24 protein-coding genes are annotated in these 26,003 nt (G+C 38.8%); 18 read left to right on the forward strand and 6 right to left on the reverse strand.

What is annotated here, in order from left to right; genetic code table 11:
• Positions 1-87: 87 nt before the first annotated feature.
• Both CFY84_RS06210 and CFY84_RS06215 read right to left on the reverse strand, forming a co-directional pair.
• Complete coding sequence (locus CFY84_RS06210; RefSeq protein ID WP_088823288.1) at positions 88-756, reverse strand: hypothetical protein; 669 nt, start codon at positions 754-756, stop codon at positions 88-90.
• A gap of 249 nt (positions 757-1,005) precedes the next feature.
• The gene (locus tag CFY84_RS06215) at positions 1,006-1,818 is read right to left on the reverse strand and encodes a hypothetical protein (protein ID WP_171289040.1); all 813 of its coding nucleotides are present in this window, start codon (positions 1,816-1,818) and stop codon (positions 1,006-1,008) included.
• Between the two features lie 257 nt (positions 1,819-2,075).
• Between CFY84_RS06215 and CFY84_RS06220 the strand changes: the two genes are divergently transcribed.
• From CFY84_RS06220 to ampC, 7 genes are all read left to right on the forward strand, one after another.
• Positions 2,076-3,254 carry an acetate/propionate family kinase gene (locus tag CFY84_RS06220; RefSeq protein WP_088823290.1) on the forward strand — a complete coding sequence of 393 codons (1,179 nt, stop codon included), beginning with the start codon at positions 2,076-2,078 and terminating at the stop codon, positions 3,252-3,254.
• A gap of 34 nt (positions 3,255-3,288) precedes the next feature.
• On the forward strand, positions 3,289-5,412 hold the full coding sequence (gene pta, locus CFY84_RS06225; RefSeq protein WP_088823291.1) for a phosphate acetyltransferase: 2,124 nt from the start codon (positions 3,289-3,291) through the stop codon (positions 5,410-5,412).
• 137 nt (positions 5,413-5,549) lie between these two features.
• On the forward strand, positions 5,550-7,073 hold the full coding sequence (locus CFY84_RS06230; protein WP_088823292.1) for a fumarate hydratase: 1,524 nt from the start codon (positions 5,550-5,552) through the stop codon (positions 7,071-7,073).
• A 93-nt stretch (positions 7,074-7,166) separates the two neighbouring features.
• Positions 7,167-7,724, forward strand: a complete 558-nt coding sequence (locus tag CFY84_RS06235) for a DUF2059 domain-containing protein (protein ID WP_171289041.1) — start codon at positions 7,167-7,169, stop codon at positions 7,722-7,724.
• A gap of 84 nt (positions 7,725-7,808) precedes the next feature.
• Positions 7,809-8,216, forward strand: coding sequence for a DUF2059 domain-containing protein (locus tag CFY84_RS06240; protein WP_088823294.1), 408 nt, complete (start codon positions 7,809-7,811; stop codon positions 8,214-8,216).
• A 62-nt stretch (positions 8,217-8,278) separates the two neighbouring features.
• Entirely contained in the window at positions 8,279-8,812 is a 534-nt protein-coding gene (locus tag CFY84_RS06245; protein WP_088823295.1) for a DUF2059 domain-containing protein, read from the forward strand.
• A gap of 168 nt (positions 8,813-8,980) precedes the next feature.
• The gene (gene ampC / locus CFY84_RS06250) at positions 8,981-10,171 is read left to right on the forward strand and encodes a class C beta-lactamase (RefSeq protein ID WP_088823296.1); all 1,191 of its coding nucleotides are present in this window, start codon (positions 8,981-8,983) and stop codon (positions 10,169-10,171) included.
• A 46-nt stretch (positions 10,172-10,217) separates the two neighbouring features.
• Here the strand turns inward: ampC and clpX are convergent, their stop codons facing one another.
• From clpX to tig, 3 genes are all read right to left on the reverse strand, one after another.
• Positions 10,218-11,516, reverse strand: coding sequence for an ATP-dependent Clp protease ATP-binding subunit ClpX (clpX, locus tag CFY84_RS06255; protein WP_088823297.1), 1,299 nt, complete (start codon positions 11,514-11,516; stop codon positions 10,218-10,220).
• A 27-nt stretch (positions 11,517-11,543) separates the two neighbouring features.
• The gene (clpP, locus tag CFY84_RS06260) at positions 11,544-12,149 is read right to left on the reverse strand and encodes an ATP-dependent Clp endopeptidase proteolytic subunit ClpP (protein ID WP_088823298.1); all 606 of its coding nucleotides are present in this window, start codon (positions 12,147-12,149) and stop codon (positions 11,544-11,546) included.
• 202 nt (positions 12,150-12,351) lie between these two features.
• The gene (gene tig / locus CFY84_RS06265) at positions 12,352-13,692 is read right to left on the reverse strand and encodes a trigger factor (RefSeq protein WP_088823299.1); all 1,341 of its coding nucleotides are present in this window, start codon (positions 13,690-13,692) and stop codon (positions 12,352-12,354) included.
• A gap of 637 nt (positions 13,693-14,329) precedes the next feature.
• Between tig and CFY84_RS06270 the strand changes: the two genes are divergently transcribed.
• From CFY84_RS06270 to rdgB, 8 genes are all read left to right on the forward strand, one after another.
• The gene (locus tag CFY84_RS06270) at positions 14,330-16,597 is read left to right on the forward strand and encodes a TonB-dependent receptor (protein WP_088823300.1); all 2,268 of its coding nucleotides are present in this window, start codon (positions 14,330-14,332) and stop codon (positions 16,595-16,597) included.
• 93 nt (positions 16,598-16,690) lie between these two features.
• Complete coding sequence (locus CFY84_RS06275) at positions 16,691-17,374, forward strand: Fe2+-dependent dioxygenase (protein ID WP_088823301.1); 684 nt, start codon at positions 16,691-16,693, stop codon at positions 17,372-17,374.
• Between the two features lie 33 nt (positions 17,375-17,407).
• Entirely contained in the window at positions 17,408-18,499 is a 1,092-nt protein-coding gene (locus CFY84_RS06280; RefSeq protein ID WP_088823302.1) for an alpha-hydroxy acid oxidase, read from the forward strand.
• Between the two features lie 175 nt (positions 18,500-18,674).
• A complete protein-coding gene (gene leuA / locus CFY84_RS06285) occupies positions 18,675-20,372 on the forward strand; it encodes a 2-isopropylmalate synthase (RefSeq protein WP_088823303.1) in 1,698 nt (565 codons plus the stop codon).
• An 82-nt stretch (positions 20,373-20,454) separates the two neighbouring features.
• Positions 20,455-21,624 (forward strand): homoserine O-succinyltransferase MetX, encoded by a 1,170-nt coding sequence (gene metX, locus CFY84_RS06290; protein WP_088823304.1) that lies wholly within the window; start codon positions 20,455-20,457, stop codon positions 21,622-21,624.
• Entirely contained in the window at positions 21,621-22,214 is a 594-nt protein-coding gene (metW, locus tag CFY84_RS06295; RefSeq protein WP_088823305.1) for a methionine biosynthesis protein MetW, read from the forward strand. The genes metX and metW overlap by 4 nt, the downstream gene beginning before the upstream one ends.
• Positions 22,211-22,798, forward strand: coding sequence for a tetratricopeptide repeat protein (locus tag CFY84_RS06300; RefSeq protein WP_088823306.1), 588 nt, complete (start codon positions 22,211-22,213; stop codon positions 22,796-22,798). The genes metW and CFY84_RS06300 overlap by 4 nt, the downstream gene beginning before the upstream one ends.
• A gap of 88 nt (positions 22,799-22,886) precedes the next feature.
• The gene (rdgB, locus tag CFY84_RS06305) at positions 22,887-23,519 is read left to right on the forward strand and encodes an RdgB/HAM1 family non-canonical purine NTP pyrophosphatase (protein WP_088823307.1); all 633 of its coding nucleotides are present in this window, start codon (positions 22,887-22,889) and stop codon (positions 23,517-23,519) included.
• 2 nt (positions 23,520-23,521) lie between these two features.
• Here the strand turns inward: rdgB and CFY84_RS06310 are convergent, their stop codons facing one another.
• Positions 23,522-24,397 carry an AEC family transporter gene (locus CFY84_RS06310; RefSeq protein ID WP_088823308.1) on the reverse strand — a complete coding sequence of 292 codons (876 nt, stop codon included), beginning with the start codon at positions 24,395-24,397 and terminating at the stop codon, positions 23,522-23,524.
• 151 nt (positions 24,398-24,548) lie between these two features.
• Between CFY84_RS06310 and tatA the strand changes: the two genes are divergently transcribed.
• Genes tatA through tatC form a run of 3 tightly spaced genes read left to right on the forward strand, consistent with a single transcriptional unit; the run spans position 24,549 to position 25,957 of the window.
• The gene (tatA, locus tag CFY84_RS06315) at positions 24,549-24,761 is read left to right on the forward strand and encodes a Sec-independent protein translocase subunit TatA (protein WP_088823309.1); all 213 of its coding nucleotides are present in this window, start codon (positions 24,549-24,551) and stop codon (positions 24,759-24,761) included.
• 3 nt (positions 24,762-24,764) lie between these two features.
• The gene (gene tatB / locus CFY84_RS06320; RefSeq protein ID WP_088823310.1) at positions 24,765-25,187 is read left to right on the forward strand and encodes a Sec-independent protein translocase protein TatB; all 423 of its coding nucleotides are present in this window, start codon (positions 24,765-24,767) and stop codon (positions 25,185-25,187) included.
• Positions 25,184-25,957: a twin-arginine translocase subunit TatC gene (gene tatC / locus CFY84_RS06325; RefSeq protein WP_088823311.1), complete on the forward strand. Its 774-nt coding sequence runs from the start codon at positions 25,184-25,186 to the stop codon at positions 25,955-25,957. The genes tatB and tatC overlap by 4 nt, the downstream gene beginning before the upstream one ends.
• Positions 25,958-26,003: the final 46 nt, after the last annotated feature.

Below are 26,003 nucleotides of genomic sequence, written 5' to 3' on the forward strand. Positions count from 1 at the left end.
TATCTATTCTGTTTGGTTTCAAATCAATATGCTAATGATGGTTTATTACCCATCTATTTAAATGGCTATTTAACATGAGATCAGCTTTTAGCTTGGCATCACTACTGTAAAAGATTGAACTAACTTCTCTGAGTCAGTAATCAGCTGTTGCCAATGCGGTAATAATTCTGATCTAAACCCAAGTGTTAAATATCGAATATCTTGATCTTTTATAATTTGTGTTTGATTTAATTCACAGCTTGTGTCACCCATTTTGAAATAGAAACAGCGGATTACAACACTGACCTTTTTATCAGGGGTTTCTTGCCAATAGACTGTCTTTTTATTCCCTTGTTCATCCTCAAAAACATCTATTTGATATAGGTCTAAAGAGGTATTAAATTGTTTTTTTTCTTTATATTCTGCATCAGGCATCTCTTCACCACCAAATATCCCTTTTTCTAATTTGCTGTGTAATACTTGTTTAATCCCTTCATTTAAGTATCTTTGCTTTAACTCTTTCGCCAAATTAGTATTGATTGCGAATTGTTGTAATTGAATGTTTAAATCATCTGGCTTTTCTAAATAATTAAAAGCTTTTGTCGCAGACATGGCAGGCCAAGATACTCTAAAAGCAGCACTACTAATTGCATCATGGCAGCCTTTTGCTTGGTGTGGTATCACACTGTTACCGCCCCAATAATCCACATCGACATATTCCACTTTGGTTAAAAATAAATAATTTCTGTCAATACGCATTTGCTGATGACCAAACATGCCACACTCATAAGGCTTCTCTTTAATGCTCGGAGTGTTTGGAGTCTTTTCACAGCTCGTTAAAATAATAATAAAAAATAGTACCGATAACTTAGTGGCTGGAAAAAATACACCCCCAATACTGTATACCAAACTTAAAAACAAACTATTCACTCTTTATAATCCCTTTCATGAGTAAGCATAATAAAACCCATAAGTTGGTATTTTCTAGTTATATTTCATAATTCATCCCAATATATAGATCAGCTTTTAGCTTGGCGTCACTACTGTAAAAGATTGAATTAACTTCTCTGAGTCAGTAATCAGCTGTTGCCAATGCGGTAATAATTCTGATCTAAACCCAAGTTTTAAGTATCGGATATCTTGATCTTTTATAATTTGTGTTTGATTTAATTCACACATTGTCTTACCGACTTTAAAGTACAAACAAAGGATTACAACACTGACCTTTTTATCAGGGGTTTCTTGCCAATAGACCGTCTTTTTAGTTCCATTTTCATTTGTAATGATATCTATTTGATATAGGTCTAAGGACTTATTAAATTGTTTTTTTTCTTTAAACTCTGCATCAGGCATCTCTTCACCACCAAATACCCCTTTACGTAAACTAAGCTGTAATTTTTTTTTATTACCTTCATTTAAGTATCTTTGCTTTAACTCTTTCGCCGAATTGGTATTGATTGCGAATTGTTCTAATTGAATGTTTAAATCATCTGGCTTTTCTAAATAATTAAAAGCTTTTGTCGCAGACATGGCAGGCCAAGATACTCTAAAAGCAGCACTACTAATTGCATCATGGCAGCCTTTTGCTTGATGTGCTATCACACTGTTACCGCCCCAATAATCCACACCGACATATTCCACTTTGGTTAAAAATAAATAATTTCTGTCAATACGCATTTGCTGATGACCAAACATGCCACACTCATAAGGCTTCTCTTTAATGGTCGGAGTGTTTGGAGTCTTTTCACAGCTCGTTAAAATAATAATAAAAAATAGTACCGATAACTTAGTGGCTGGAAAAAATACCCCCCCAATACTGTATATTAAACTTAAAAACAAACTATTCACTATTTATAATCCCTTTCATGAATAAGCATAATAAAACCCATAAGTTGGTATTTTCTAGTTATATTTTCATAATTTACCCCAATATATACATTTGTTATATTTAGTTTTTCATGTCATAAAAGGTTAAAAAAGCACTTCATATTTATAAAACATATCTGTTAAAGTCTAAATTGAGTGAGTTTATTTTTTGTCAGTAACTCACTAGATTTGATTGGCTTTTAAGGATTTTTTTCATTAGGAACAATGACGTGTCAACATCTATCTTAGTAATAAACTGCGGCTCTTCTTCAATAAAATATGCTTTGATTTCAGAGCGACCACAGGACCGCATTCATGGTTTGGCTGAAAATTTAGGTTCAGCAGAAGCACGCATCAAAGGCATTACCATTGGTGGACAGCCGCTAGACCTTGCCATTCCACATGCTAATCATGAACAGGCACTTGATGTCTTATTACAACGATTGTCAAAATATAAACCTCAAGCCATTGGGCATCGTGTTGTTCATGGTGGTAAACTCACTAAAGCAGAACGATTAACCCCCGAAATTATAAAAACCATTCGCGCAGCTGTTCCCCTTGCCCCGCTTCATAATCCTGCCCATTTGATTGGTATTGATGCAACCATGCGCTTATTTCCCGATTTACCGCAAGTGGCAGTATTTGATACCGCATTCCATCAAACCATGCCGGCACATGCCTACCGTTATGCCTTACCACAATTTTTATATACAGAACATAATGTTCGACGCTATGGTTTTCACGGTACAAGCCATGCCTATGTTTCACAAAAAGCAGGTGAATTGACAGGTCAAATTGATCAAGGTGGTTGGTTAACCGCCCACCTAGGTAATGGCAGTTCGACATGTGCAATTTGGAATGGAAAAAGTGTTGATACATCTATGGGCATGACGCCACTTGAGGGTGTGGTTATGGGCACCCGAAGCGGTGACATTGATCCAAGTATTCATCAATACCTTGCCACCAATTTAGGATGGGATCTTCATAAAATTGATCACATGCTAAACCGAGAAAGTGGTTTACTTGGTTTATCGAATTTATCCAATGATATGCGCACGCTCATTGAGGCTTCAGAACAAGGTCATGAAGATGCAGCACTTGCGATTGAAGTGTTTAGTTATCGCTTAGCCAAATCACTTGCTGCATTAAGCTGTGGATTACCTACTTTACAAGGACTGATTTTCACAGGCGGAATTGGAGAAAACTCAGCACATATCCGCGAAAAAACAGTCGCATATTTACCACATTTTGGTTTTGCTCTAGATCTGCAAAAAAACACTCAATTACCACGTGGGCAAGAAGGACGAATTGACCAAGGTCAAGGACCTCAAATTTGGGTTATTCCAACAGATGAAGAAGGCCGCATTGCCAAAGAAACCATAGAAGTGATTCAGCAAAATAAACAATAAACCGACTCACTCACAACCTCAAATAAGGTGCTGTATGAATACATTATTACTGATACCAAGCAAAGAAAGTGTGGGACTCACCTCAGCCTGTTTAGGCTTAATTTATGCATTAGATTGCAATGGTGTGAAGTCTGGTTTTTTTAAGCCCTTTGAAAAAGAAAAGCAGCAAACTACCGACTTATATGAAAAGTTATTTCAAGATACGCCTGCACTGTCTATTGATTATGAAAAATTTTTATATGCGCTCAATCATGATCAAATCGATGAGCTGCTAGAAGATGCTGTCTCACAACACCGTAAAATTGCTGCAGGCCGTGACATTGTTATTGTAGAAGGTCTCCCCCCTGCACCACATTTATATTCAAGTTATGACCTTAACCTACAACTTGCTAAAGCATTAGATGCCAAAATACTTTTAGTCAGTGATGCAGACCTTCAAGCACCCGAAGCGACAGCTGTTTCCATTGATGCAAGCTATAAAGCATTAGACATTACAGGGCGTAACCGTGTTGCAGGCGTCTTGCTCATGCGAACCAAAGGGTTACCTGAACAATCAGCTCAGATTCCTGTAACACTTGATTCAAGTTTAAGATTAGTTCAAGAAACCAAACATTTTACGCGGGCACTACAGCAGTATAGCCAACACATTGGGCAAGCACATTTACCTGTGGTTGGGCTCGTTCCATTTAGCAACACTTTAAGCGTTCCAAGAACAGCCGATATTTTAGATGCCATCGAAGGCACATGGATTAATGAAGGCGAAGCACAGCAACGGCGTATTTTGCATACTAGTTTGGCAAGTTCAGACGTTGCTTATGAGTTAAATAAACTGACAGCAGGTGAGCTGATTGTCAGCTCGACAGAACGGCATGATATTTTGTTGGCTAGCTGTTTAGCCACTCAACAAGGTACACCGCTTGCAGGCCTTATTTTGTCTGAGCGTGAACAACCGCAAGCAGCAGTATTAGAATTTTGTGAACCCACATTACAGCTTGGGCTTCCCATCATTCATACCCCACTCAATCCCATTGAAACCATTCAACGCCTTCATCAATTTAGCCTTGAAATTTCAATTCATGATATTGAGCGTGCCAAGCAAATTACGCGTTTTGTATCAAGTCATATTGATGAAGAATGGCTTGCGCATTATGTCAAAAAATCTCATCAAGTCCGCTTATCACCTGCTGCATTTCGGTATGAATTGGTGCAACAAGCCATTCAAGCCAAAAAACGAATTGTTTTACCTGAAGGTGATGAACCTCGTACCATTGAAGCTGCGATCATTTGCCAAACGCGTGGTCTTGCACAATGTGTGTTATTGGCAAAGCCTGACGACGTTCATAAAGTTGCAAGTGCACGTCATTTAACAATTCCTGCAGACCTAGAAATTATTGATCCTGAATTCATTCGTCATCAGTATGTAGACCAAATGGTTGCACTTAGACGAGGTAAGTTGGCTGCAGCACAAGCCAAAGAGCAACTCCAAGACACTGTAGTACTCGGCACAATGATGTTGGCACTTGATGAAGTTGATGGCTTGGTTTCGGGTGCCGTTCATACCACAGCCAACACAGTACGCCCGGCGTTTCAATTAATTAAAACAGCGCCTGCTTATTCATTGGTTTCCTCTGTCTTTTTCATGCTTTTACCGGATGAAGTGTTCGTCTATGGCGACTGTGCAATCAACCCAAATCCGAATGCAGAACAATTGGCAGAGATTGCCATTCAATCGGCAGATTCTGCAAAAGCATTTGGCATTGAGCCTCGGATTGCCATGATCAGCTACTCTACAGGTGCATCTGGTATGGGCACTGATGTTGAAAAAGTCTTACAAGCAACCACGCTTGTCAAAGAAAGACGTCCTGATTTATTGGTTGATGGTCCATTACAATATGATGCAGCATCTGTTGAAAGCGTCGGTAAGTCTAAAGCGCCTGATTCTAAAGTTGCAGGACAAGCCAATGTGTATATTTTTCCTGATTTAAATACAGGCAATACCACCTATAAAGCCGTACAGCGCTCTGCCAATGTGGTGAGTGTTGGTCCAATGTTGCAAGGCTTAAACAAACCTGTCAATGACTTGTCTCGTGGTGCATTGGTCGATGACATTGTGTTCACCATTGCACTCACTGCAATTCAAGCACAAGCACCTAAATAACTTTGGCGCATCAGGGCAATTATTGTATCTGATGCGCTTTTCAGTCGTTGAAAAAATGCCATCAATTCAACATCCTTATTCATTTTAAGCATATAATTTATCGCGCTAGCTTACCGCCCGCTCAAGAGATTAAAGATATGACCACGATCATCAAGCAAGAAGACTTGATTACTTCTGTCAAGGACGCTTTACAGTTTATTTCCTACTATCACCCACAAGATTTTATTCAAGCCATGAGCCGCGCTTATGACTATGAACAAAACCCTGCTGCAAAAGATGCCATTGCACAAATTTTAATTAATTCAAGAATGTGTGCAGAAGGCCATCGTCCGATCTGCCAAGATACAGGCATTGTGAACGTCTTTGTCCAAGTGGGCTTAGATGTTAAATTTGATCTTACCTTGAGTTTAGATGACGCCATTAACGAAGGTGTACGTCAAGGTTATTTAGAAAATGCCAATATTTTACGTGCATCTGTTTTAGCAGACCCTGCGTTTTCGCGTAAAAACACCAAAGACAACACCCCTGCTGTCATCCATTACACCCTTGTACCGGGTAACACAGTTGACATAACAGTTGCAGCAAAAGGTGGTGGATCTGAAAATAAATCTAAACTTGCCATGCTCAATCCATCGGATTCAATTGTTGATTGGGTCTTAAATACAGTCCCAACCATGGGTGCAGGTTGGTGTCCGCCTGGCATGCTTGGTATTGGGATTGGCGGGACAGCTGAAAAAGCCATGATGCTTGCCAAAGAGTCGCTCATGGAAGAAATTAATATTGATCAATTACTGAAACATGGCCCAAAAAATAAAATTGAAGAGCTGCGTTTAGAACTGTTTGAAAAAGTAAATGCTTTAGGCATTGGTGCACAAGGATTAGGTGGGCTAACCACGGTATTAGACATCAAAATTAAAGATTATCCTTGTCATGCTGCAGGAAAACCTGTGGGAATGATTCCAAACTGTGCCGCTACACGTCATGCACATTTCACCTTAGATGGTTCAGGTGTTGCACATATCCCTGCACCTAAGCTCTCTGATTATCCTGAAATCACATGGTCTTCCTCAAAAGCAAAGCATGTTAATTTGGATACGCTGAGCCAAGAAGATATGAATACATGGCAACCGGGTGACACATTGCTCCTCAGTGGTACCATGTACACAGGTCGTGATGCTGCACATAAAAGATTGGTTGAAATGATTGATCAAGGTGAGCCTTTACCAGTCGACCTAAAAGGCAAGTTTATTTATTATGTGGGTCCAGTTGACCCAGTCAATGATGAAGTGGTCGGCCCTGCTGGACCAACCACAGCCACACGTATGGATAAATTCACCCCTAAAGTGTTAGCACACACAGGTTTGTTCGGCATGATTGGTAAAGCTGAACGTGGGCCAACGGCTATTCAAGCCATTCAAGACAACCAAGCCACCTATTTAATGGCTGTTGGTGGAGCTGCATATTTAGTATCTAAAGCCATTCGCGAAGCAGAAGTCGTGGCTTTCCCTGAGCTCGGAATGGAAGCCATTTATAAATTTGTGGTTGAAGACATGCCTGTTTCTGTGGCGGTTGATGTCCATGGCACATCAATTCATGCCATTGCCCCTAAAATTTGGCAGAAAAAAATTAGTCAAATTGCTGTAACCAATGCCATGTTATAATTGAAGAAAGTAGGCAGAATTTTACTGCCTACTTTATTTTTCAGGCTTAACATGGTATTTATCATGTTTATAACTATAAAGAGTAATAACCCTATGTTAAAAAAAATAGTTTTATTTGGTTTAATCAGTCTAAATATGGCACATGCATTTGCTGCTCCTGCCACTGAAGTTTCTGTACAAAAAGCGCTTAAACTAACAAATATTAATGACGTTGTGAGCCAAAGTATTCAATCTTCACAAACTGTATTAACCAGTCAATCTGTTCAATTGGTTCGTCAATATACAGGTCATAATGTCCTAACAACTCAAGACAACCAAGCAGCACAACAAATTGCACAAGTGCTCTATAACAATACAAACAGCATTCTAAAAGATTTAAACATCCAACAGATTGCTGGGGATGTATATCGCCGTTATTACACAGAAGAAGAACTTAAAGCCTATATTAAATTTTTAGAAACACCCGAAGGTCAATCTATTAACCGTAAATTACCGCTTATCACACAAAATGTGACTCAAGATGTGGTGAAAAGACTGCAAAGCAATCCAGATGTAAAAACAAGACGAGAACAGTCGAACCAACAAGTCAAAGATATTTTATCAAAATTGCCAAAAGCTCAACCTGCTGCAGTTGCTCCAGCCAAGTCTTAACATATGATTTGCTCAACAAAAACACACACCCTTGTGTGTTTTTGGTTTAAATTATAAGTCATATAAATTAGATCTCTATTCGTAATGACCATTAAAATATTTATCTCGACCACAGCATTGATCGTTGGCCTTTTCTGTATGCCATTGGCACATGCCACACCAGCAACAGCGGCATCTATTAATCAATTATTTGACACATTACAAATTCGTAAAAACACAGAAGCCATGATTAAACCGCAACAACTTAAACAATTGGGCTTAGATCAAGATCAATTTTGGGCAGCAATTGAACCCCAATTAAAACAGGCATACCAAGACAGGTTAACTGAAGAAGAAATACAAGCACTCGACCAATTCTACAACACCAAAGAAGGTCGCTCTTTGTCACAAAAAATGCCTGAGCTCACCCAACAAACGTATCAAATCGCACTCCAAAACGTTATGACACACAGTCAAATTAGCCAAGGTTTATTTAAACTTTTTGGTCAATAAATTAAAAATTAAATACAACATTATACATACCTTTTAAGTGTTTTTAACGCAGGCTTTTTAATATGAAAAAACGTATTTCACATACAATACAAGGACTGTTTTTAGTTGCTGCAACTGTTGGTATCACCTTTCAAGCCCATGCAATGACGCCTGCACAAGAGCTCATTAGCTTAACAGACGCCAATACACTAAACCGTACCTTTGACAGCTTAATTCCATCTTACCGCCAACGTTCAATTCAACTGGTGCAGCAGCATACAGGACACAGCCAATTAACTGCAAAGGATTTGGCAGTGGTTGATAAACTCACGCAAAGTATGCTTAGTACATCGCAAGATTACTTAAAACGCATGAACATTATGCAAAGCATCGAAGGTGTATATGCGACCTATTACACTGATCAAGAAATCCAAGCCTATTTACGTTTTTTAAAGTCCCCTGAAGGTCGCTCAATTATGAGTAAAAGAACCCAAATTAGTGGAGCAATCGATCAGCAAATTGCGATGTCTATTACCAACATTGCAAAAAGCGCAAGCTTCCAACAAACAATTAGCCAAAACATTCAGCGTATTTTGGCAGAATTACCAAAGAAATAATCTTCTACGCAACCAATACACTGTTTCATTGTGCACAGTAGGCTCAGATTCATAGTCCTTATGAATCTTGAATGCCTTTGCATCTGTATGTAGTAATTTGCAAGATTAAAACAGCATTTTCTTCATAATTGGCCTACGCTTAAAGTGACCAACAAGGACGTGAAGATCATGCAAAGACACCTGTTATCATTTTTAAAATTGGGTTTTATCACACTCATCTATGGATGTAGCCTACAAACGCAAGCTCAAGCCTTACATCAAAATACCCCTCCCGATCCTATTCAAACTGTAATTACCAACGCATTCAAGCCATTAATGAATCAATACCATGTTCCTGGTATGGCCATTGGTATTATTTATAAAAACCATATAAATCAGCAGTATTATGGTGTTCAATCTATAACAACTGCTACGCCTGTAACACCGCAAACCATATTCGAATTGGGATCAGTGAGTAAAATTTTCACAGCAACAGCAGGTGCTTATGCCAAACAACAAGGTAAAATATCTTTTCAAGATCATCCGAGTCAATATTGGCCTGCACTTAAACAAGCTCCGATTGATCAGCTCAACTTACTACAGCTTTTAACTTATACCAGTGGTCATTTAAGTTTACAGTTTCCAGAAACTGTAAAAACTGACCAACAAGTATTGAGCTACTTTAAAAATTGGCAAATCAAAAATAAGCCCGGACAATACCGTCAATATTCAAATCCAAGTATTGGTTTATTTGGTCATTTAACTGCAAAGGCTGTAGGTATGCCTTTTACAACTTGGTTAGAAGGTACGATTTTTCCACAACTTGAACTCAAAAACACCTATATCCAAGTGCCTTCCGACAAAATGAAAGACTATGCCTTGGGTTATGACAGCAAAAACCGTCCCATTCGTGTGGATGCAGGTCCGTTTTCAGCAGAAGCTTATGGTGTTAAGTCGACATTGCCTGATTTATTACAGTTTTTAAAACTGAGTCTGCATCCAGAAACCAGCTCACCTTTAATGAAACAAGCCATTTTAGATACTCAACAAGGCTATTATAAAGTGGTAGGACATGACATGTATCAAGCCTTAGGTTGGGAAATGTTTGCATATCCAACTCGCCTTGAAACACTCACAGACAGTAATACAGAACAAATCATTTTTGAATCAAATGAAATGACTACTCATTTTTCTGAACCGCGTTCTAAAGTCTTTCATAAAACAGGGTCCACCAATGGCTTTGGCACATATTTATTTTTTGTTCCAAACGAGGACTTTGCACTGGTCATGCTGATGAATAAACGTATTCCAAATCAAGAACGTATTAAAGCAGCTTACCGTGTGTTCACTGAATTAAAAAATCATCCTGCACTAAAATAATGTATAAAAAAACGCACCCCAAGGTGCGTTTTAATTCTAACTACAATTATTTATTGCCAACAACTTTTAATTCAGGCTCAGGTTCAACTTCTTGTTCTTTCGGCTGACGCTCTGGTTTGAACTCAGGCAATTTATTTTCTGAAATCACTTGATCATTAATAATCACTGTACCGACATCTTGGCGACTTGGTAAGTCATACATGGTATCAAGTAATACATTTTCTAAAATTGAGCGTAAACCACGTGCACCTGTGTTGTGTGCCAATGCTTTTTTCGCCACCGCACGAAGCGCAGCATCTTCAAAAATAAGATCCACATCTTCCATATCAAATAAATATTGATATTGACGTGTTAACGCATTTTTTGGCTCAGTCAAAATTTGCATTAATGCTTCTTCATCTAATTCTTCAAGCGTTGCAATCACAGGGAGACGACCAATAAACTCAGGGATTAAACCGAATTTCACAAGGTCTGTGGCTTCAACTTGACTAAATAGTTCCGAAACACGTTGGCGATCATCTTTTTTACTGACTTCTGCATTAAAGCCAATGCCGCCTTTTTCTTGACGTTGCTGAACAATTTTTTCTAAACCAGAAAACGCACCACCACAAATAAACAATATATTTGAAGTATCGACTTGAATCAGTTCTTGCTGTGGATGCTTGCGTCCGCCTTGAGGTGGAATTGATGCCACAGTGCCTTCAATCATTTTAAGTAAAGCTTGCTGTACCCCTTCCCCAGATACATCACGGGTAATGGATGGGTTTTCAGCTTTACGTGTGATTTTGTCAATCTCATCAATATAGATAATGCCTTTTTGTGCTTTATCGACATCATAATCTGATTTTTGCAACAGCTTTTGGACGATGTTTTCAACATCTTCACCGACATAACCTGCCTCAGTGAGTGTTGTTGCATCTGCCATTGCAAAAGGAACATCTAATAAACGTGCTAATGTCTGTGCCAATAATGTTTTGCCCGATCCTGTTGGACCAATCAACAAAATATTACTTTTCGCCAATTCAACTGCATCTTTTTTCTGCGTACTTTCAGATACTTTGAGGCGTTTATAGTGATTATATACCGCAACTGACAATGTTTTTTTCGCAGTGTCTTGTCCAATAACGTATTGATCAAGCGCAGCACGAATTTCTTGTGGTTTTGGTAACGGACGTGCTGACCAATCATTTGTATTGACTTGCTGACTTGTTTGCACTAAGTCTAAACATACATCTACGCATTCATTACAGATATATGCGTCCTCACCTGCGATCAATTTACCGACTTCTGCCTGTTTCTTTCCGCAAAATGAACAGTTTTTTTGTCCTTGAGGATGGTCGGACATATTTACTCCAAATCACTAAATTTTAATTTATGGGCGCTTATTAAGCACTGCGTCAACTAAACCATAATCTTTGGCTGCTTGAGCAGTCATAAAATTATCACGGTCAGTGTCACGTGCTAGCGTTTCATAGTCTTGACCACTGTGCTCGGCCATTAAACGGTTTAAACGCTCTTTAATAAAAATAATTTCACGGGCATGAATTTCAATATCAGATGCCTGACCACGGAAACCGCCTAAAGGTTGATGAATCATCACACGTGCATTTTCTAAACAATAGCGCTTCCCTTTTGCACCGGCATTTAACAGAAAAGCACCCATTGATGCTGCCTGACCCATACAAATGGTAGAAACGTCTGGTTTAATAAACTGCATGGTGTCATAAATTGCCATCCCTGCTGTTACAGAACCGCCAGGTGAATTGATATACAAATGAATGTCTTTATCAGGATTTTCTGCTTCTAAAAACAACATCTGCGCAACAATTAAATTGGCCATATTGTCTTCAACTTCGCCCGTTAAGAAAATTACGCGCTCGCGTAATAAACGAGAAAAAATATCAAAGGAACGTTCCCCACGTGAGGACTGTTCAACAACCATCGGGACTAAAGCATTTTCTATATTTGGAACATACATGGCTTTATTTTTTCCTAAATTCTTTTTGTCACTTATCTTACGGTAACAATATGAGGTATATTAGCTGAAAATGCAAAGCGAATCCTGACTTTTATTACGCAGATTCTTTTGGAATCGTGCTGATTTTATACAGGATTAACAATTTAACAACAGCATAAAAAAAGGCGCGATTAAAGCGCCTTTTTTCGGTTCAACACAACCATTAACCTTGTTGTTGTTGACGAGCTTGTTGCTCTTTTAACAAGTCTTCATAAGAAATTTCTTTCTCAGTCACTTTTGCTGAAGCAAGAATATAGTCAACCACTTGGTCTTCTAAAATCACAGCTTCAATTTGTGAACGCTGTTGCTGATCGTTTTTGAAATATTCAATCACTTCAGCTGGATCTTCATATGAAGTTGACATTTCATCGATATAAGCATCAACACGCGCTTGATCAACTTCAAGTTTCGCATTTGCAAGTACAGTGCTTACAAGTACACCTAGCTTCACTGAACGCGTTGCTTGTTCTTTAAATAAATCATCTGGCAACATGCTTGCATCAAATGCATTTGCACCTTGAGCACCAAACTGTTGTGTGAATTGCTGAATCATTTGCTGACGTTGACGGTCAATTTCTTGAGCAACCATTGCATTTGGTACTTCAATTTCATTGGCTGCAACCAATGCATCAAATGTTGCTGCTTTCACTTGATTACGTAAACCATTTTTCACTTCACGTTCCATATTTTTACGAACGTCAGCTTTTAATTTATCTACGCCTTCACCTTCAGCTAAGCCAAAGATTTCTAAAAATTCAGCATCAACTTCAGGCAATTTTGCTTTTTCAACTTGCTTGAGTGTGATTTTGAATTGAGCAGCTTTTCCTGCAAGGTTTTCAGCTTGATAGTCTTCAGGGAAAGTTACATCAATAACTTTCTCTTCGCCACTCTTCATGCCAATGATGCCATCTTCAAAACCAGGAATCATTTGACCTGCGCCAAGCACAAGTTTGTAATCTTGCGCTGAACCGCCATCAAAGATTTCGCCATCAATCGAACCTTCAAAGTCAAAAGTCACTTGCATGTCTTTTTTCGCCATGCCTTTGGTGTTGACCCAAGTTTGACGTTGTTTACGCAAGTTTTCGATCATTTGATCGACATCTTTATCTTTGATTTCTGAAATTTGACGTTCAACTTCTAAACCATCAAATGCTTTCACTTCAACTTCAGGATAAACTTCAACAGTCGCTTCATACACTAATGCATCTTCAGTGTTTTCAACTTTTTCAATATTTGGCATACCAACAGCATTGATTTTTTCTTGTTGAATTGCTTCAAATACGGTATCACGAATGATGTCATTCACAACTTCTTGATAAATACCTGCACCATATTCACGGCGTACAACATTTAAAGGAATTTTACCTTTACGGAAGCCGTTGATTTTTGCAGTTTTGGCAGTGCGCTTTAAACGAGCTTCAAATTGCTCATTAATACGGCCAGTCGGTACAGATACGTTTAAACGACGGGCAACGCCCGAAACAGCTTCAGTCGTTACTTGCATGGCTTCCTCTATTCTTTTCACAGGTGAGTAATAACAAAATTTTTAAAGTGGTGCATTATATTCTATACAACCAATATATACAAAGTTTTGCTGTATGTTTATCCATTTACGCCTAAAAAGGGGTAAAATAGAGTGAATAAGTGCTATTTTTGGCTTTTTTTATTCATTTCAAGCCAATTTCAACAAAGTTACTATTTGACCAGCACAACGCATATTTCCTGCTTCGCATGGTTACAAATTGTCTTTTTTTGTCACATTTTGATCATGATTGAAGCGTTATAATTAACGTGATACCTATTCACTTCATTATTTAGAAAACTGACTAGCCCGTCTCTTTTGTCTATTTCATAATTAAAATTAAAATCAGTGATTTAAATAACACTCAATTACACATTTCATTAATTAAATAGTCTTAAATTGAGCTTAATTTATCAAATAATAATGATTATTAATAACGATTGCTTTATGGCGATCTATTGCTATTTAAAATAACATATAAAATACTGATTTATAATGATTTTAATTCTATAAAATCCTTTTTTCATCCATGATTGAAGTTTTGCTATTTTCAAAGTATACCAAATTAACGATAATCATTTTTATTTAAGAATCGTTACATTTACTTACGAGTTGAAACATGTCCTTCATCAAATCACGTAAAAAGTTTGTCTCTTCTGCACTTGTCTCCTCTCTGTCTATGATTACAACAGCAGCGATTGCGCAGCAAGACCTTGCAGAACTACCAACGATTGAGTCACATAGCCATACTGAAGAAAAAGCACCATCGTTAAAAACAGATCAGTCAGCAAACCCAAGATTTTTAGCACCGTTGCGTGATACTGCAAAATCAGTAGATGTTATCTCATCAAAACTCATTGCAGATACGCAAGCCACAACTTTAAGTGATGCATTAAGAACAGTGCCAGGTGTGACTTTAGGTGCTGGTGAAGGTGGTAACCCCAATGGCGATCGTCCAATCATTCGTGGTTACAACTCTGAAAGTTCAATCTATGTTGATGGTGTGAGAAATGCGACATCTCAACAACGTGAAATGTTTGATGTTGATCAAGTGGAAGTTATTAAAGGATCAGCATCCTCTTTAGGTGGTGCAGGTACAACAGGTGGTAGTATTAATATCATCAGTAAGCTCCCGAAAAAAGAAGACTTTATTCAAGGTTCAATTGGTCAAGGTACAGATGACTATCGTCGTATTGTTCTTGATGGCAATAAAAACTTTAACAATGGCATTGCTGCACGTGTTGTGGTGATGGGTCATCAAAATGATAAGCCAGGACAACGTAACGGCGCTGAATACAGTCGTGCAGGCATTGCCCCAAGTATTGTTTTTGGAACAGACTCTGCAACCAAAGCCACTTTCAGCTATTACTATCTAAGAACAGATGATATTCCTGATTCAGGCGTACCCTATAGCAACCCAACAGGTGCAGGTACGGCAGGCAAACCTGTTAATGTTAAACAAGGCATTTTTTATGGCTTAAAGAACCGTGATTTCCAAAAACAAGAAAATCAAATCGGTACATTCAAGCTTGAACATACGTTTGACAACGGCTTTGTACTTGCCAATACAGCCACGTATACAGGCTCAAAAAACGATTATTCATGGACACAGCCTGATGACTCTCAAGGCAATGTGACCTATAACAAAGTATGGCGTCGTGCAAATAGCAATATTTATGATACAGACGCATATGCTGACCAACTTTCACTGCGTGGCAAACTCAACACAGGACGTTTTGAACACCGTCTGAACATGGGTGTTGATTACAGCTATCAATCCACAGATCGCGGCAGTTATACCACCACCAACTCACTCACCGCTGCACAAGCGTGTGGTACAGGTGCCAATAAACTCAATCCAAATTATGGCATTGGTACAAGCAATGGTTTTTGTACATCATTGACCAGTCCTAACCCATATGATGCATGGTCAAGCGATCGTGTTGGACATGGTGTTAGCTCAACTAAAACCAGAAATATTGGTGTCTATTTACTTGATAATATTGAGCTGAGCCCACAATGGTTACTTGATTTAGGCGTACGTTGGGATCAATTTAATACCAAGCAAACTGCATATGCGAGCGTAAGCGGTGCAACATATACGGTATTGTCCCCAAGCAGTATTAACAACGACAGTAAGTTCTTTACTTACAATGCAGGCTTAACGTTTAAACCTGTAGAGCAAGGCAGTATTTATGTAAGCTTTGCCACATCAGCAAACCCAGTTGGGATTAGCTCAGGTGATGGATCAGAAACCATTGCTGCTGCATATGCTGACTTATCTCCTGAGAAAGCACGTACTTATGAACTTGGTACAAAATGGGATTTATTGAACAGTCGTGCCAATGTTACCGCAGCTATATTTCGTACCGAAAAACAAAATACTCGTATTGCTGTAAGCCCAATTCAATATACCAATGCAGGTGAAAGCCAAGTTGATGGCTTTGAGTTTGGCTTAAATGGCAATATCACAGATGCTTGGGATGTTGCGCTAGGCTATAGCTATTTAGATGCAAAACAAACAGGCAATCCTGGTGTAAATACACGTAATGGTGTGGCATTAGATACGCAAGGTAAGCAATTACCCAATGTACCTAAAAACAGCTTTACATTGTGGAGCAATTACCGTGTGACACCAAAACTTAGCTTAGGCGGTGGTGTCGTTGCCAATGACCGAGTTTACGGTAGTGCAACCAACAACTTATGGGTTCCAGGCTATACACGCTATGACCTTATGGCAAAATACATTGTAAATTCAAACATCGATTTACAGTTAAATGTGAACAACGTAACTGATAAACGCTACTTCACCAAAGCATTTGCTGCGCATTATGCGACTGAAGCCGATGGACGAAATGCAGTATTGGCATTGAACTTCAAATATTAATTGATTATCATTTTTATAAAGCAGCCTCTTTTGAGGCTGTTTTATTGAATATGCTCTTCAAGTCAACTTGATTCTCTGCGGAAAACCCTAGATATGATTCATCACATTCCACATGTACTTCATGTTGAACAAGTTCAGTACTTTCGTGAACGATTAAAACAAGCAACGTGGACTGATGGTAAAACCACCACAGGTAATTTGTCAGCCTTGGTCAAAAATAACCAACAACTGCCTGTTGATCACCCAATTGCCAAAGAACTAGGTCAGCATATTTTAGATGCACTTGCACAGTATCCGCTATTTTTATCAGCAGCATTGCCACTTGACATCATGCCGCCTTTTTTTAATCAATACGAAATTTCGCAAGCATTTGGTTTTCATGTCGACAATGCCATTCGGCATATGCCGCATTCCAATCAACGTATTCGCACAGATTTATCTTGCACGTTGTTTTTAAGCGATCCTACTGAGTATGATGGCGGAGAATTGGTTATTGAAGATACATATGGCTATCATGAAGCCAAGCTGCCTGCAGGAGATATGATTTTATATCCATCTACAAGCTTACATGAAGTATCTGCAATTACATCAGGTTGCCGAGTTGCCTCTTTTTTTTGGTTACAGAGCATGATCCGTGATGACTCTAACCGACATATGCTATTTCAATTGGATCAATCGATTCAAAGCTTACGAGCCGAACAAGGTGATCAGCATCCGCAAGTTGTTCAACTGACAAGCCTGTATCATAATTTGATTCGCAAATGGGCTGAAATGTAAGGCTTTCTTTCGGCGCGTTTAGGAGTTTGACCCATGCTGCCACCACTCACACATATTCCAGCGCATCTTTTAACGCTACTAGATTATGAACAACAAGCGCAGCAGCATTTGCCTGCATCATATTGGTCATACCTACAAAGCGGTGCAATGAATGAAATCAGCTTACAAGAGAATCAAACCCAATTTAATGCATGGCGTATTTTACCTCGTATGCTCAACAACTTACGAAATGGGCACACTGCACTGACTTTATTTGGGCAGCATTATCCGCATCCAATTTTTTTAGCGCCTATTGGGCATCAAGCATTATTTCATCAGCAAGCGGAACAAGCCACTGCATTAGCAGCTGAAGTGATGCAAAGCAATATGGTGTTAAGCACATTTACCAACACCCCTTTGCAACACTTCAAACAAGACAACCCATTTAAATGGTTTCAGTTGTATTGGCAAGGCGATCGCGATAAATCATTAGCACTCGTAAAAGAAGCTGAAGCACATAACTATAAAGCGATTGTGGTCACAGTCGATGCGCCCCATAAAGGCATTCGTGATACTGAACGCCACGCCAACTTTCAATTGCCTGCCAATATGCCTCATCCACATACCAAACCTTATTTAATAGCAGAACATCTCACTCCAGAGGAGCATCCTGTATTTGATGGTTTAATGCAATTTGCTCCCACTTGGTCAGATATTGCATGGCTTACTCAAAACACAAGCCTTCCTGTGGTTTTAAAAGGTATTTTACATCCTGAAGATGCTCAACTGGCCATACAGCATGGCGTTGCTGGGCTTATTGTATCGAATCATGGCGGTCGTGTTCTAGACACAACACTCCCTGCCTTACACGCTTTACAGCAAATTCGCCATGCAGTTCCTGATGACTTTCCATTGCTCTATGATGGGGGGATTCGGCGCGGCAGCGATGTATTTAAAGCCTTGGCTTTAGGTGCAACTGCAATATTCATTGGCCGACCTTATATTTATGGTTTAGCCAGTGCAGGCGCTTTAGGAGTTGCTCATGTCATCCGCACATTAAAAGAAGAATTTGAAATTACTATGGCCCTTGCAGGGACAGCCACGCTTCAAGATATTTCAAGTTCACACATCTGCCTTTTAAGGTGATTGACATCAGACAATTTATCATTTAACTTGGGTATACCCACCCTAAACTCCCTTAAATGATTTGATTATCTATGCATAACTAGATGATATAGGTAAACTAATCGCAAAATTTTTAAAATAATATTATTCATGCAATAACACGACCCCCTTCTGCATAAATAACAAGGAGTATTCAATCATGTTGGCTGATCCAAGCAAAAAATATCGCCGTATGTATCAACGTGTTAATTTACCAGACCGCCAGTGGCCAAATAAAGAAATCACCACAGCACCACTCTGGATGAGCACTGACCTGCGCGATGGGAATCAAGCCATCTTTGAACCAATGAGTCTCGAACAAAAATTTAAAATGTTTCTTATGCTCGTCAAAATTGGCTTTAAGCATATTGAAATTGGTTTTCCTTCAGCATCACAGACTGATTTTGACTTTACGCGTAAACTGATTGAAGAAAACCATATTCCAGATGACGTCTATATTGAAGTTTTAGTACAAGCACGTGATCATCTAATTGCTCGTACCTTTGAGTCACTTGTCGGTGCAAAACGTGCAATTGTGCATATCTATAATTCAAATTCACCGACATTCCGTCAAAAAGTATTAAATACAGATATTGATGGCGCAAAAAAACTTGCTACAGATGCTGCAAAAAAAGTCAAAGAATATGCAGCAAAGCAACCAGAAACAAAATGGGTGTTTCAGTATAGCCCAGAATGTTTTTCAGCCACTGAACTTGAAGTCGCTAAAGACGTGTGTGATGCAGTCACAGAAATTTGGGATGCTACCCCTGACAATAAAGTTATTCTAAATTTACCTGCAACTGTTGAAGTTTCAACACCAAATGTTTATGCCGATCAAATTGAGTGGATGCACCGTAATTTAGCACGTCGCGATAGCGTACTGATTTCAGTACATTGCCATAATGACCGCGGCTGTGGAATTGCAGCATCTGAGCTTGCCATCATGGCAGGTGCAGATCGTGTTGAAGGCTGTGTATTTGGAAATGGCGAACGTACAGGTAATGTGGATATTGCAGCCATTGCCTTAAATATGTACTCGCAAGGTGTTGCACCACATTTAGACTTTTCAAACATTAATGAAATTATTGCAACCATTGAAGAATGTACAGGTTTGCCTGTCCACCCACGTCATCCATATGCAGGTGATTTGGTCTTTACGGCATTTTCAGGTTCGCATCAAGATGCCATTAAAAAAGGCTTTGAATTTCAAAAAAATGAAACCATTTGGGATATGCCATACCTCCCAATCGACCCAAAAGATCTTGGCCGCGATTATGATGCTGTGATTCGTGTGAACAGCCAATCAGGTAAAGGTGGAATTGCTTACTTACTTGAATCAAAGTACAACATCACTTTGCCACGCCGTGTACAAATTGAATTTAGCCAAATTGTACAAGCGCATACTGACACCACATCCAAAGAAATTTCTGCTGAAGAAATTTGGGACTTATTTAAAGCCACGTATATTAATATCAAAGATAAACATTACAGCATTAAAAAATACCATCTTTCAACAGAAGATCATGATCAAATCATTGATTTAGATATTGTGATTAATGATCAAGTTCAACGTTTACAAGGTCGTGGTAATGGACCGATTTCTGCGGTCATTAATGCGCTGAATCTTCCAATTGATGTTTTGAGCTATGAAGAACGCAGTATTGGTCATGACTCTAAAGCACAATCATTGGCTTTACTTGAAATTCAAGTTAAAGATACAGGTCGCAGTGCATTTGCTGCAGGAATTCATAGCAATACCATTACTTCACCAATTGAAGCAATTATTGCATGCACCAACCGATTGATTGATCAAGGTGTTTTAAAGATCAATGATATTGTTTCAGAAACAGTTTAAACCAAATAATGGTTTAAAAAGGATACCCAAGTTGGTATCCTTTTTCTCATTCATGATTTAAAAATTAAGGCGATTACGACCCGTGTCTTTTCCTTCTGACTCCGTGGGTATAGTTACCCCGAAAAAGTATAGCTTTGAAAACCCGCTTCAATTGGAGTGCGGTCGTATTTTACCTCATTTTGAATTGATGGTTGAAACCTATGGCACATTAAACCAAGATAAATCAAATGCCATTTTAATTTGTCATGCGTTATCAGGCCATCATCATGCAGCAGGATATCACCAAGAAACAGATAAAAAACCAGGATGGTGGGATGCATGCATTGGTCCAGGAAAAGCCATTGATACCAATGTATTTTTTGTGGTGGCACTCAATAATATTGGTGGCTGTCATGGTTCAACAGGACCAACATCACCTAATCCTGAAAATGATAACCTTCCCTATGGCCCAGATTTTCCATTGGTTACGGTACGGGATTGGGTCAAAACTCAAGCCATGTTGGCAGATCGCTTAAAGATTCAGACATGGTATGCAGTAGTTGGCGGTTCACTCGGTGGTATGCAAGCTTTGCAATGGTCAGTGGATTATCCTGATCGTTTGGAACGCTGTGTCATTATTGCCAGTGCCCCTAAATTGTCTGCTCAAAACATTGCGTTTAATGAAGTGGCACGACAGTCTATTTTATCTGATCCAGATTTCCATCAAGGCTATTATTTGGCCAATGACAGTTATCCGCGCCGTGGTTTAATTTTAGCGCGTATGGTTGGACACATTACCTATTTATCTGAAGCTGCCATGAAGCAAAAATTCGGTCGTGACTTAAAGTCAGGCAAATTCATGTATGGCTTTGATGTTGAATTCCAAGTTGAAAGTTATTTGCGCTATCAAGGTGAACAGTTTAGCCGTAACTTTGATGCAAACACCTATTTAATTATGACCAAAGCACTTGATTATTTTGATCCAGCGCGTGAATTTGATGCATCATTGACCCAAGCTATGGCCAATACCAAATGCCGATTTTTAGTGATTTCTTTCACTACAGATTGGCGCTTTAGTCCTGAACGTTCAGAAGAAATTGTGAATGCGCTCATTACCAAAGACAAACCTGTGAGCTATCTTGAAATTAATGCCAAACAAGGACATGACTCTTTCTTGTTTCCAATTCCTTTATATGTCAATACCATGCGTGCGTTTTTAGGTGGTGAAACACTCCTTCACACCACACCTCGCCTACAGGAGAAAACCACATGAGATTAGATCAGCAACTCTCTGAAAAATGGATTAATCCGGGTTCTAAAGTCCTTGATTTAGGTTGTGGTGATGGCGAACTACTTGCAAATATGAGTAAAAAGCATAATATTAGTGCTTATGGCTTAGAAATTGATCAAGAAAAGATTGCAATTGCGATCGGTCGAGGGTTAAATATTATACAACAAGACCTCAACCTCGGATTACATCGTTTTGCTGATCAATCCTTTGACTATGTGGTCATGGCGCAGGCTTTGCAATCTGTAGACGCGCCAGATGTATTATTAAAAGATATGGTACGTGTAGGAAAACAGGCAATTATTACTTTTCCTAATTTTGCTCATTGGAAAACACGCTCATTTCTCGCATTAAAAGGCAAAATGCCTGTTTCTGATGCACTGCCGTATATGTGGTATAACACACCAAATATTCATTTATGTACTTTCCGAGATTTTGAGGCGCTATGTGCTGAAAATCAAATTCGGATTATTAATCGGCTCGCTGTGAACGGAGATCAGCAAGATAGTTTACTCAGTAAATATCTTCCCAATCTGTTCGGTGAAGTCGCTATTTATCGAGTGAGCGCAATATGAGAAAATTTTTAATTAGTAGTTTGTTATTCGGACTGTCTGTCCTATCACATGCCGACTATCTACCAACCACACAACAAACTGTGTCATCACAAGCAGCACGTTATTCAACAATGGGCTTTACTGACCTTGTGAAAGAAGCCAATGCAGGTCAAGCAGCTGCACAATTTTATGTTGCTATGCATTATCAAGCAGGTAAAGATACTGCAAAAGATATGAATCAAGCATTTGCTTGGTACAAAAAAGCTGCAGATCAAGGTATTCCTGCAGCACAACTAAATGTTGGGCGTATGTTGGCTGATGGTCTAGGTACAAGCAAAAATATGACCTTAGCACGCACCTATTTAGAAAAAGCAGCAAGCCATGGCGATAACCGCGCAAGCTTCAATTTGGCGCTCATGGAAGAACATAAGAAAGACTTTATTGGTGCATATCAGTGGTATGAACTGTCTACACGCGATGGCATGTTAGATAACAAAGTAATTAATATGTCTGAAAGCAAAAAAACAGCTTTAGCAGCAAACTTAACGCCAGAACAAATTCGGCAAGCAGTTGATCGTGCAGATCAATGGATTCAAGCACAATAATATGTAGTTAGTACATTTCTCACTCAAAGCAGCACATTTGTGCTGTTTTTTATTGGACAAAACTTAAATATCTTAGGACATGACCATTATGGCAAATCCCCTTCAAACCACATGGCTGACTGAACCTGAACTTGTCCTTGCCAGTAATAATCAAGGCAAAATTCGCGAATTTAACCATCTTTTTGCTGATTTAAAATTGCCTGTTCAAATCATTGCACAAGGTGAGCTTAATATTCCTGATGCCATTGAAGATGGATTAAGCTTTATTGAAAATGCCATTATTAAAGCCCGTCATGCAGCACGCTTATCTGGAAAACCTGCGATTGCTGATGATTCAGGATTATCTGTCCCTATCTTAGGCGGTGCACCTGGCATTTATTCAGCACGCTATGCAGGTGAACATGGTGATGATCAAGCCAATAACCAAAAGCTATTAAAAACATTAGAAGCATATCGACATGGGCAACCGATTCAAGGAATGTTTGTGTGCGTGCTCGCTTATGTCTCACATGCAGAAGATCCACTGCCACGTGTGTTTCAAGGTATTTGGCAAGGTGAAATTTTAGACCAACCCCGTGGTGAGCATGGATTTGGTTATGACCCATTATTTTGGCTACCTGAGCTACAAAAAAGCAGTGCCGAACTTGAGAAAAGTGAAAAAAATAAATACAGTCACCGTGGTCAAGCTATGCAACTGTTTTACCAAAGTTTAAACCAGTAAAATCAATTTAAAACCTGCAGGACAATAGCAAATAGCATAATTGTAATTAAACTGGTTATTGTACCTGCAGCAATATAATGCGCAGACTTGCCTGTGCCTTGGTAATGGGTTTCTAATGCCACAATATTTGCAGCTGGCGGTAAACAGAATAAGAAAAACCACAATGTTAAATGTGCTTTAAATACAGCAAATGATGTCCATGAAATTATTAGACATATACTGCTTGCTAACACAAGCTTAATCGACATCATTGATATACTGGTTTTTAAATCATGCCATGTCACTTTGGTTTGACCAAGCCATGTGCCTAAAACCGCCATTCCTGTCAATACCATGCCGACTTTGACCCAACTTTCAAACTCTGTGATATAACTCAATTGCACCCTATGCTGTATACCAAGTTCATGCAAAAACACACCGAGCATTAAAGCCATCATTGCAGGGGTTCGACGTAGTTTATTTAAAGTTGCAAGTATGTTTAGCTTTTCTGTACTGACGGCACGAACAGCATAAATATTGCCAAAAATAGAACTGCCAATATAAAGGGCAATCATCATTGCACTCACATCTTGACCAAAAATAAGTAATGCCAATGGAAAACCAAGCCAACCAATATTCACATAGCTTGCACATAAAGCAATTAAAGTATCTTTAAAAATCAAGCTAAATACAGCATAAACCATCACTGCTGTAAAAAAACTCACAAGCATAAACATCAAGCTGCCTGCTTGATAATTTAACATCTGATATATAATGATAAATGGGATAAAGAACCACGCCAAAGTGGTGGCACATCCTTGCTTAAAACGTTCTGCCCATGAAGAGTAATTCATCGACCAACCCACAACAAAGCCTAAAATAGGCAGCCATGCTGACATCAACTATTCCTTTTGATGGTGAACATAAATCTGTTCTTAGCCTTTGAACATACATGTCTAGACTTAATCCTTTCTTTAAATTGCAATCTATCTGTCATCACAATGTCATAGGAAGTTGTTGATATAAGTCTCATTATAAGGAGAATAGAATATGGCTGGTTTATCAATTTGGCATGTCATCATTTTCTTAATTGTTGTCGTTTTACTTTTTGGTACCTCAAAATTAAAAAATCTAGGTAAAGATATTGGTGGTGCTGTCAAAGACTTTAAAAAAACGATGCATGATGATGAAAATGAAAAGCTACCTGCACCCCGCACAGTGAAAGCTGAACCTGCAACTGTAAAAACTACAAAAACTGAGTAGTGTATGTTTAATGTCGGCATCACAGAGCTGCTGGTTTTTGCCATTATTACCCTATTAATTCTCGGTCCAGATAAACTGCCTGAAGCCATCCGTTTTGCAAGTCGTTGGTACAGTAAAACCAAACGCTTCATCGGTAACATTCAAGATGATATTGACCGTGAGTTAAGAGTGTCTGAGCTGAAAGATCAAATGCAAAAAGAAATGCAAAGAATCACTGAGCTTGAACAAAAAATGCAAATGCAGTTGAAAAGCATGGAATCTTTAGATGTACCAAAAAATCAATTGGCACAATCATTATCAAAGACCTGCCATCAGCTTACCCCTATCCAGCAAATCCATTTCGGGTATTCGTTAGATTATCCATTTTTAGTGACCAATACAGCATCTAACACTGCTGAACTGCCTCAACTCAAGGTTGCTGTATGACAACGCTACATTCTTCGCAAGAGCAGACAGATGAGCTGCAACAATTTGATGAAATGCCAATTCATAAGCATTTAATTATTTTACGTAGGCATCTCATTAAAGTTGTTGCAATGGTTTTGGGTTTGTTTTTATGTTTATTGCCTTTTGCCAACCATACTTATCAATTGCTGTCTGAACCACTTCGTCGACAACTTCCTGTTAATTCATCCATGATTGCAACAGATGTCACAGCAACGTTTTTAGCGCCATTTAAACTTAATTTATGTGTTGCGCTCATGATCAGTATGCCTTTTATTTTGTATCAGATTTGGTCATACATTAAACCTGCTTTACATCAGCATGAAAGAAGCATCACATGGCCATTATTAGCCAGTAGCATTAGCTTATTTTATGTTGGAATCGCTTTTGCTTATTTTGTGGTATTACCATCCATCTTGCATTTTTTTATTAATATCGCGCCTGAAAGCGTTGCTCCAATGACTGACATTAATAGCTATTTAACATTTTGTCTAAAGTTGTTTTTAGTTTTTGGATTCACCTTTGAAATCCCTATTATCACAATTTTGCTCATTTTATCAGGCTTAGTCAGTACAACAACTTTTGTTGAAAAAAGACGCTTTGTCATTGTGGGCTGTTTTTTCGTTGCAATGTTTGCGACACCGCCTGATGCACTGTCTATGATCATGCTTGCCATTCCAATGTGGATGCTGTTTGAGATTGGACTTTTATTTGGTAAAACGCTCGAAAAAAGAAAGTTAAATCACGAATAAGTAAACTTTTAACCATTTTGTCACACAAGTGTCAAGGCATATTCAT

Origin of the sequence: Acinetobacter apis, from assembly GCF_900197575.1 — a bacterium.
Classification (GTDB): domain Bacteria; phylum Pseudomonadota; class Gammaproteobacteria; order Pseudomonadales; family Moraxellaceae; genus Acinetobacter; species Acinetobacter apis.

What these genes read in the sequence shown, in the direction of transcription:
- clpP (WP_088823298.1), bottom strand. Translation starts at nt 12,149, where the DNA reads ATGTATGTTCCAAATATAGAAAATGCTTTAGTCCCGATGGTTGTTGAA.
- tig (WP_088823299.1), bottom strand. Translation starts at nt 13,692, where the DNA reads ATGCAAGTAACGACTGAAGCTGTTTCGGGCGTTGCCCGTCGTTTAAAC.
- metW (WP_088823305.1), top strand. Translation starts at nt 21,621, where the DNA reads ATGAGATTAGATCAGCAACTCTCTGAAAAATGGATTAATCCGGGTTCT.
- CFY84_RS06240 (WP_088823294.1), top strand. Translation starts at nt 7,809, where the DNA reads ATGACCATTAAAATATTTATCTCGACCACAGCATTGATCGTTGGCCTT.
- CFY84_RS06280 (WP_088823302.1), top strand. Translation starts at nt 17,408, where the DNA reads ATGCTGCCACCACTCACACATATTCCAGCGCATCTTTTAACGCTACTA.
- tatC (WP_088823311.1), top strand. Translation starts at nt 25,184, where the DNA reads ATGACAACGCTACATTCTTCGCAAGAGCAGACAGATGAGCTGCAACAA.
- CFY84_RS06275 (WP_088823301.1), top strand. Translation starts at nt 16,691, where the DNA reads ATGATTCATCACATTCCACATGTACTTCATGTTGAACAAGTTCAGTAC.
- tatB (WP_088823310.1), top strand. Translation starts at nt 24,765, where the DNA reads ATGTTTAATGTCGGCATCACAGAGCTGCTGGTTTTTGCCATTATTACC.
- CFY84_RS06235 (WP_171289041.1), top strand. Translation starts at nt 7,167, where the DNA reads ATGTTAAAAAAAATAGTTTTATTTGGTTTAATCAGTCTAAATATGGCA.
- CFY84_RS06310 (WP_088823308.1), bottom strand. Translation starts at nt 24,397, where the DNA reads ATGTCAGCATGGCTGCCTATTTTAGGCTTTGTTGTGGGTTGGTCGATG.
- CFY84_RS06300 (WP_088823306.1), top strand. Translation starts at nt 22,211, where the DNA reads ATGAGAAAATTTTTAATTAGTAGTTTGTTATTCGGACTGTCTGTCCTA.
- CFY84_RS06210 (WP_088823288.1), bottom strand. Translation starts at nt 756, where the DNA reads ATGTTTGGTCATCAGCAAATGCGTATTGACAGAAATTATTTATTTTTA.
- tatA (WP_088823309.1), top strand. Translation starts at nt 24,549, where the DNA reads ATGGCTGGTTTATCAATTTGGCATGTCATCATTTTCTTAATTGTTGTC.
- CFY84_RS06245 (WP_088823295.1), top strand. Translation starts at nt 8,279, where the DNA reads ATGAAAAAACGTATTTCACATACAATACAAGGACTGTTTTTAGTTGCT.
- CFY84_RS06270 (WP_088823300.1), top strand. Translation starts at nt 14,330, where the DNA reads ATGTCCTTCATCAAATCACGTAAAAAGTTTGTCTCTTCTGCACTTGTC.
- rdgB (WP_088823307.1), top strand. Translation starts at nt 22,887, where the DNA reads ATGGCAAATCCCCTTCAAACCACATGGCTGACTGAACCTGAACTTGTC.
- ampC (WP_088823296.1), top strand. Translation starts at nt 8,981, where the DNA reads ATGCAAAGACACCTGTTATCATTTTTAAAATTGGGTTTTATCACACTC.
- pta (WP_088823291.1), top strand. Translation starts at nt 3,289, where the DNA reads ATGAATACATTATTACTGATACCAAGCAAAGAAAGTGTGGGACTCACC.
- clpX (WP_088823297.1), bottom strand. Translation starts at nt 11,516, where the DNA reads ATGTCCGACCATCCTCAAGGACAAAAAAACTGTTCATTTTGCGGAAAG.
- CFY84_RS06230 (WP_088823292.1), top strand. Translation starts at nt 5,550, where the DNA reads ATGACCACGATCATCAAGCAAGAAGACTTGATTACTTCTGTCAAGGAC.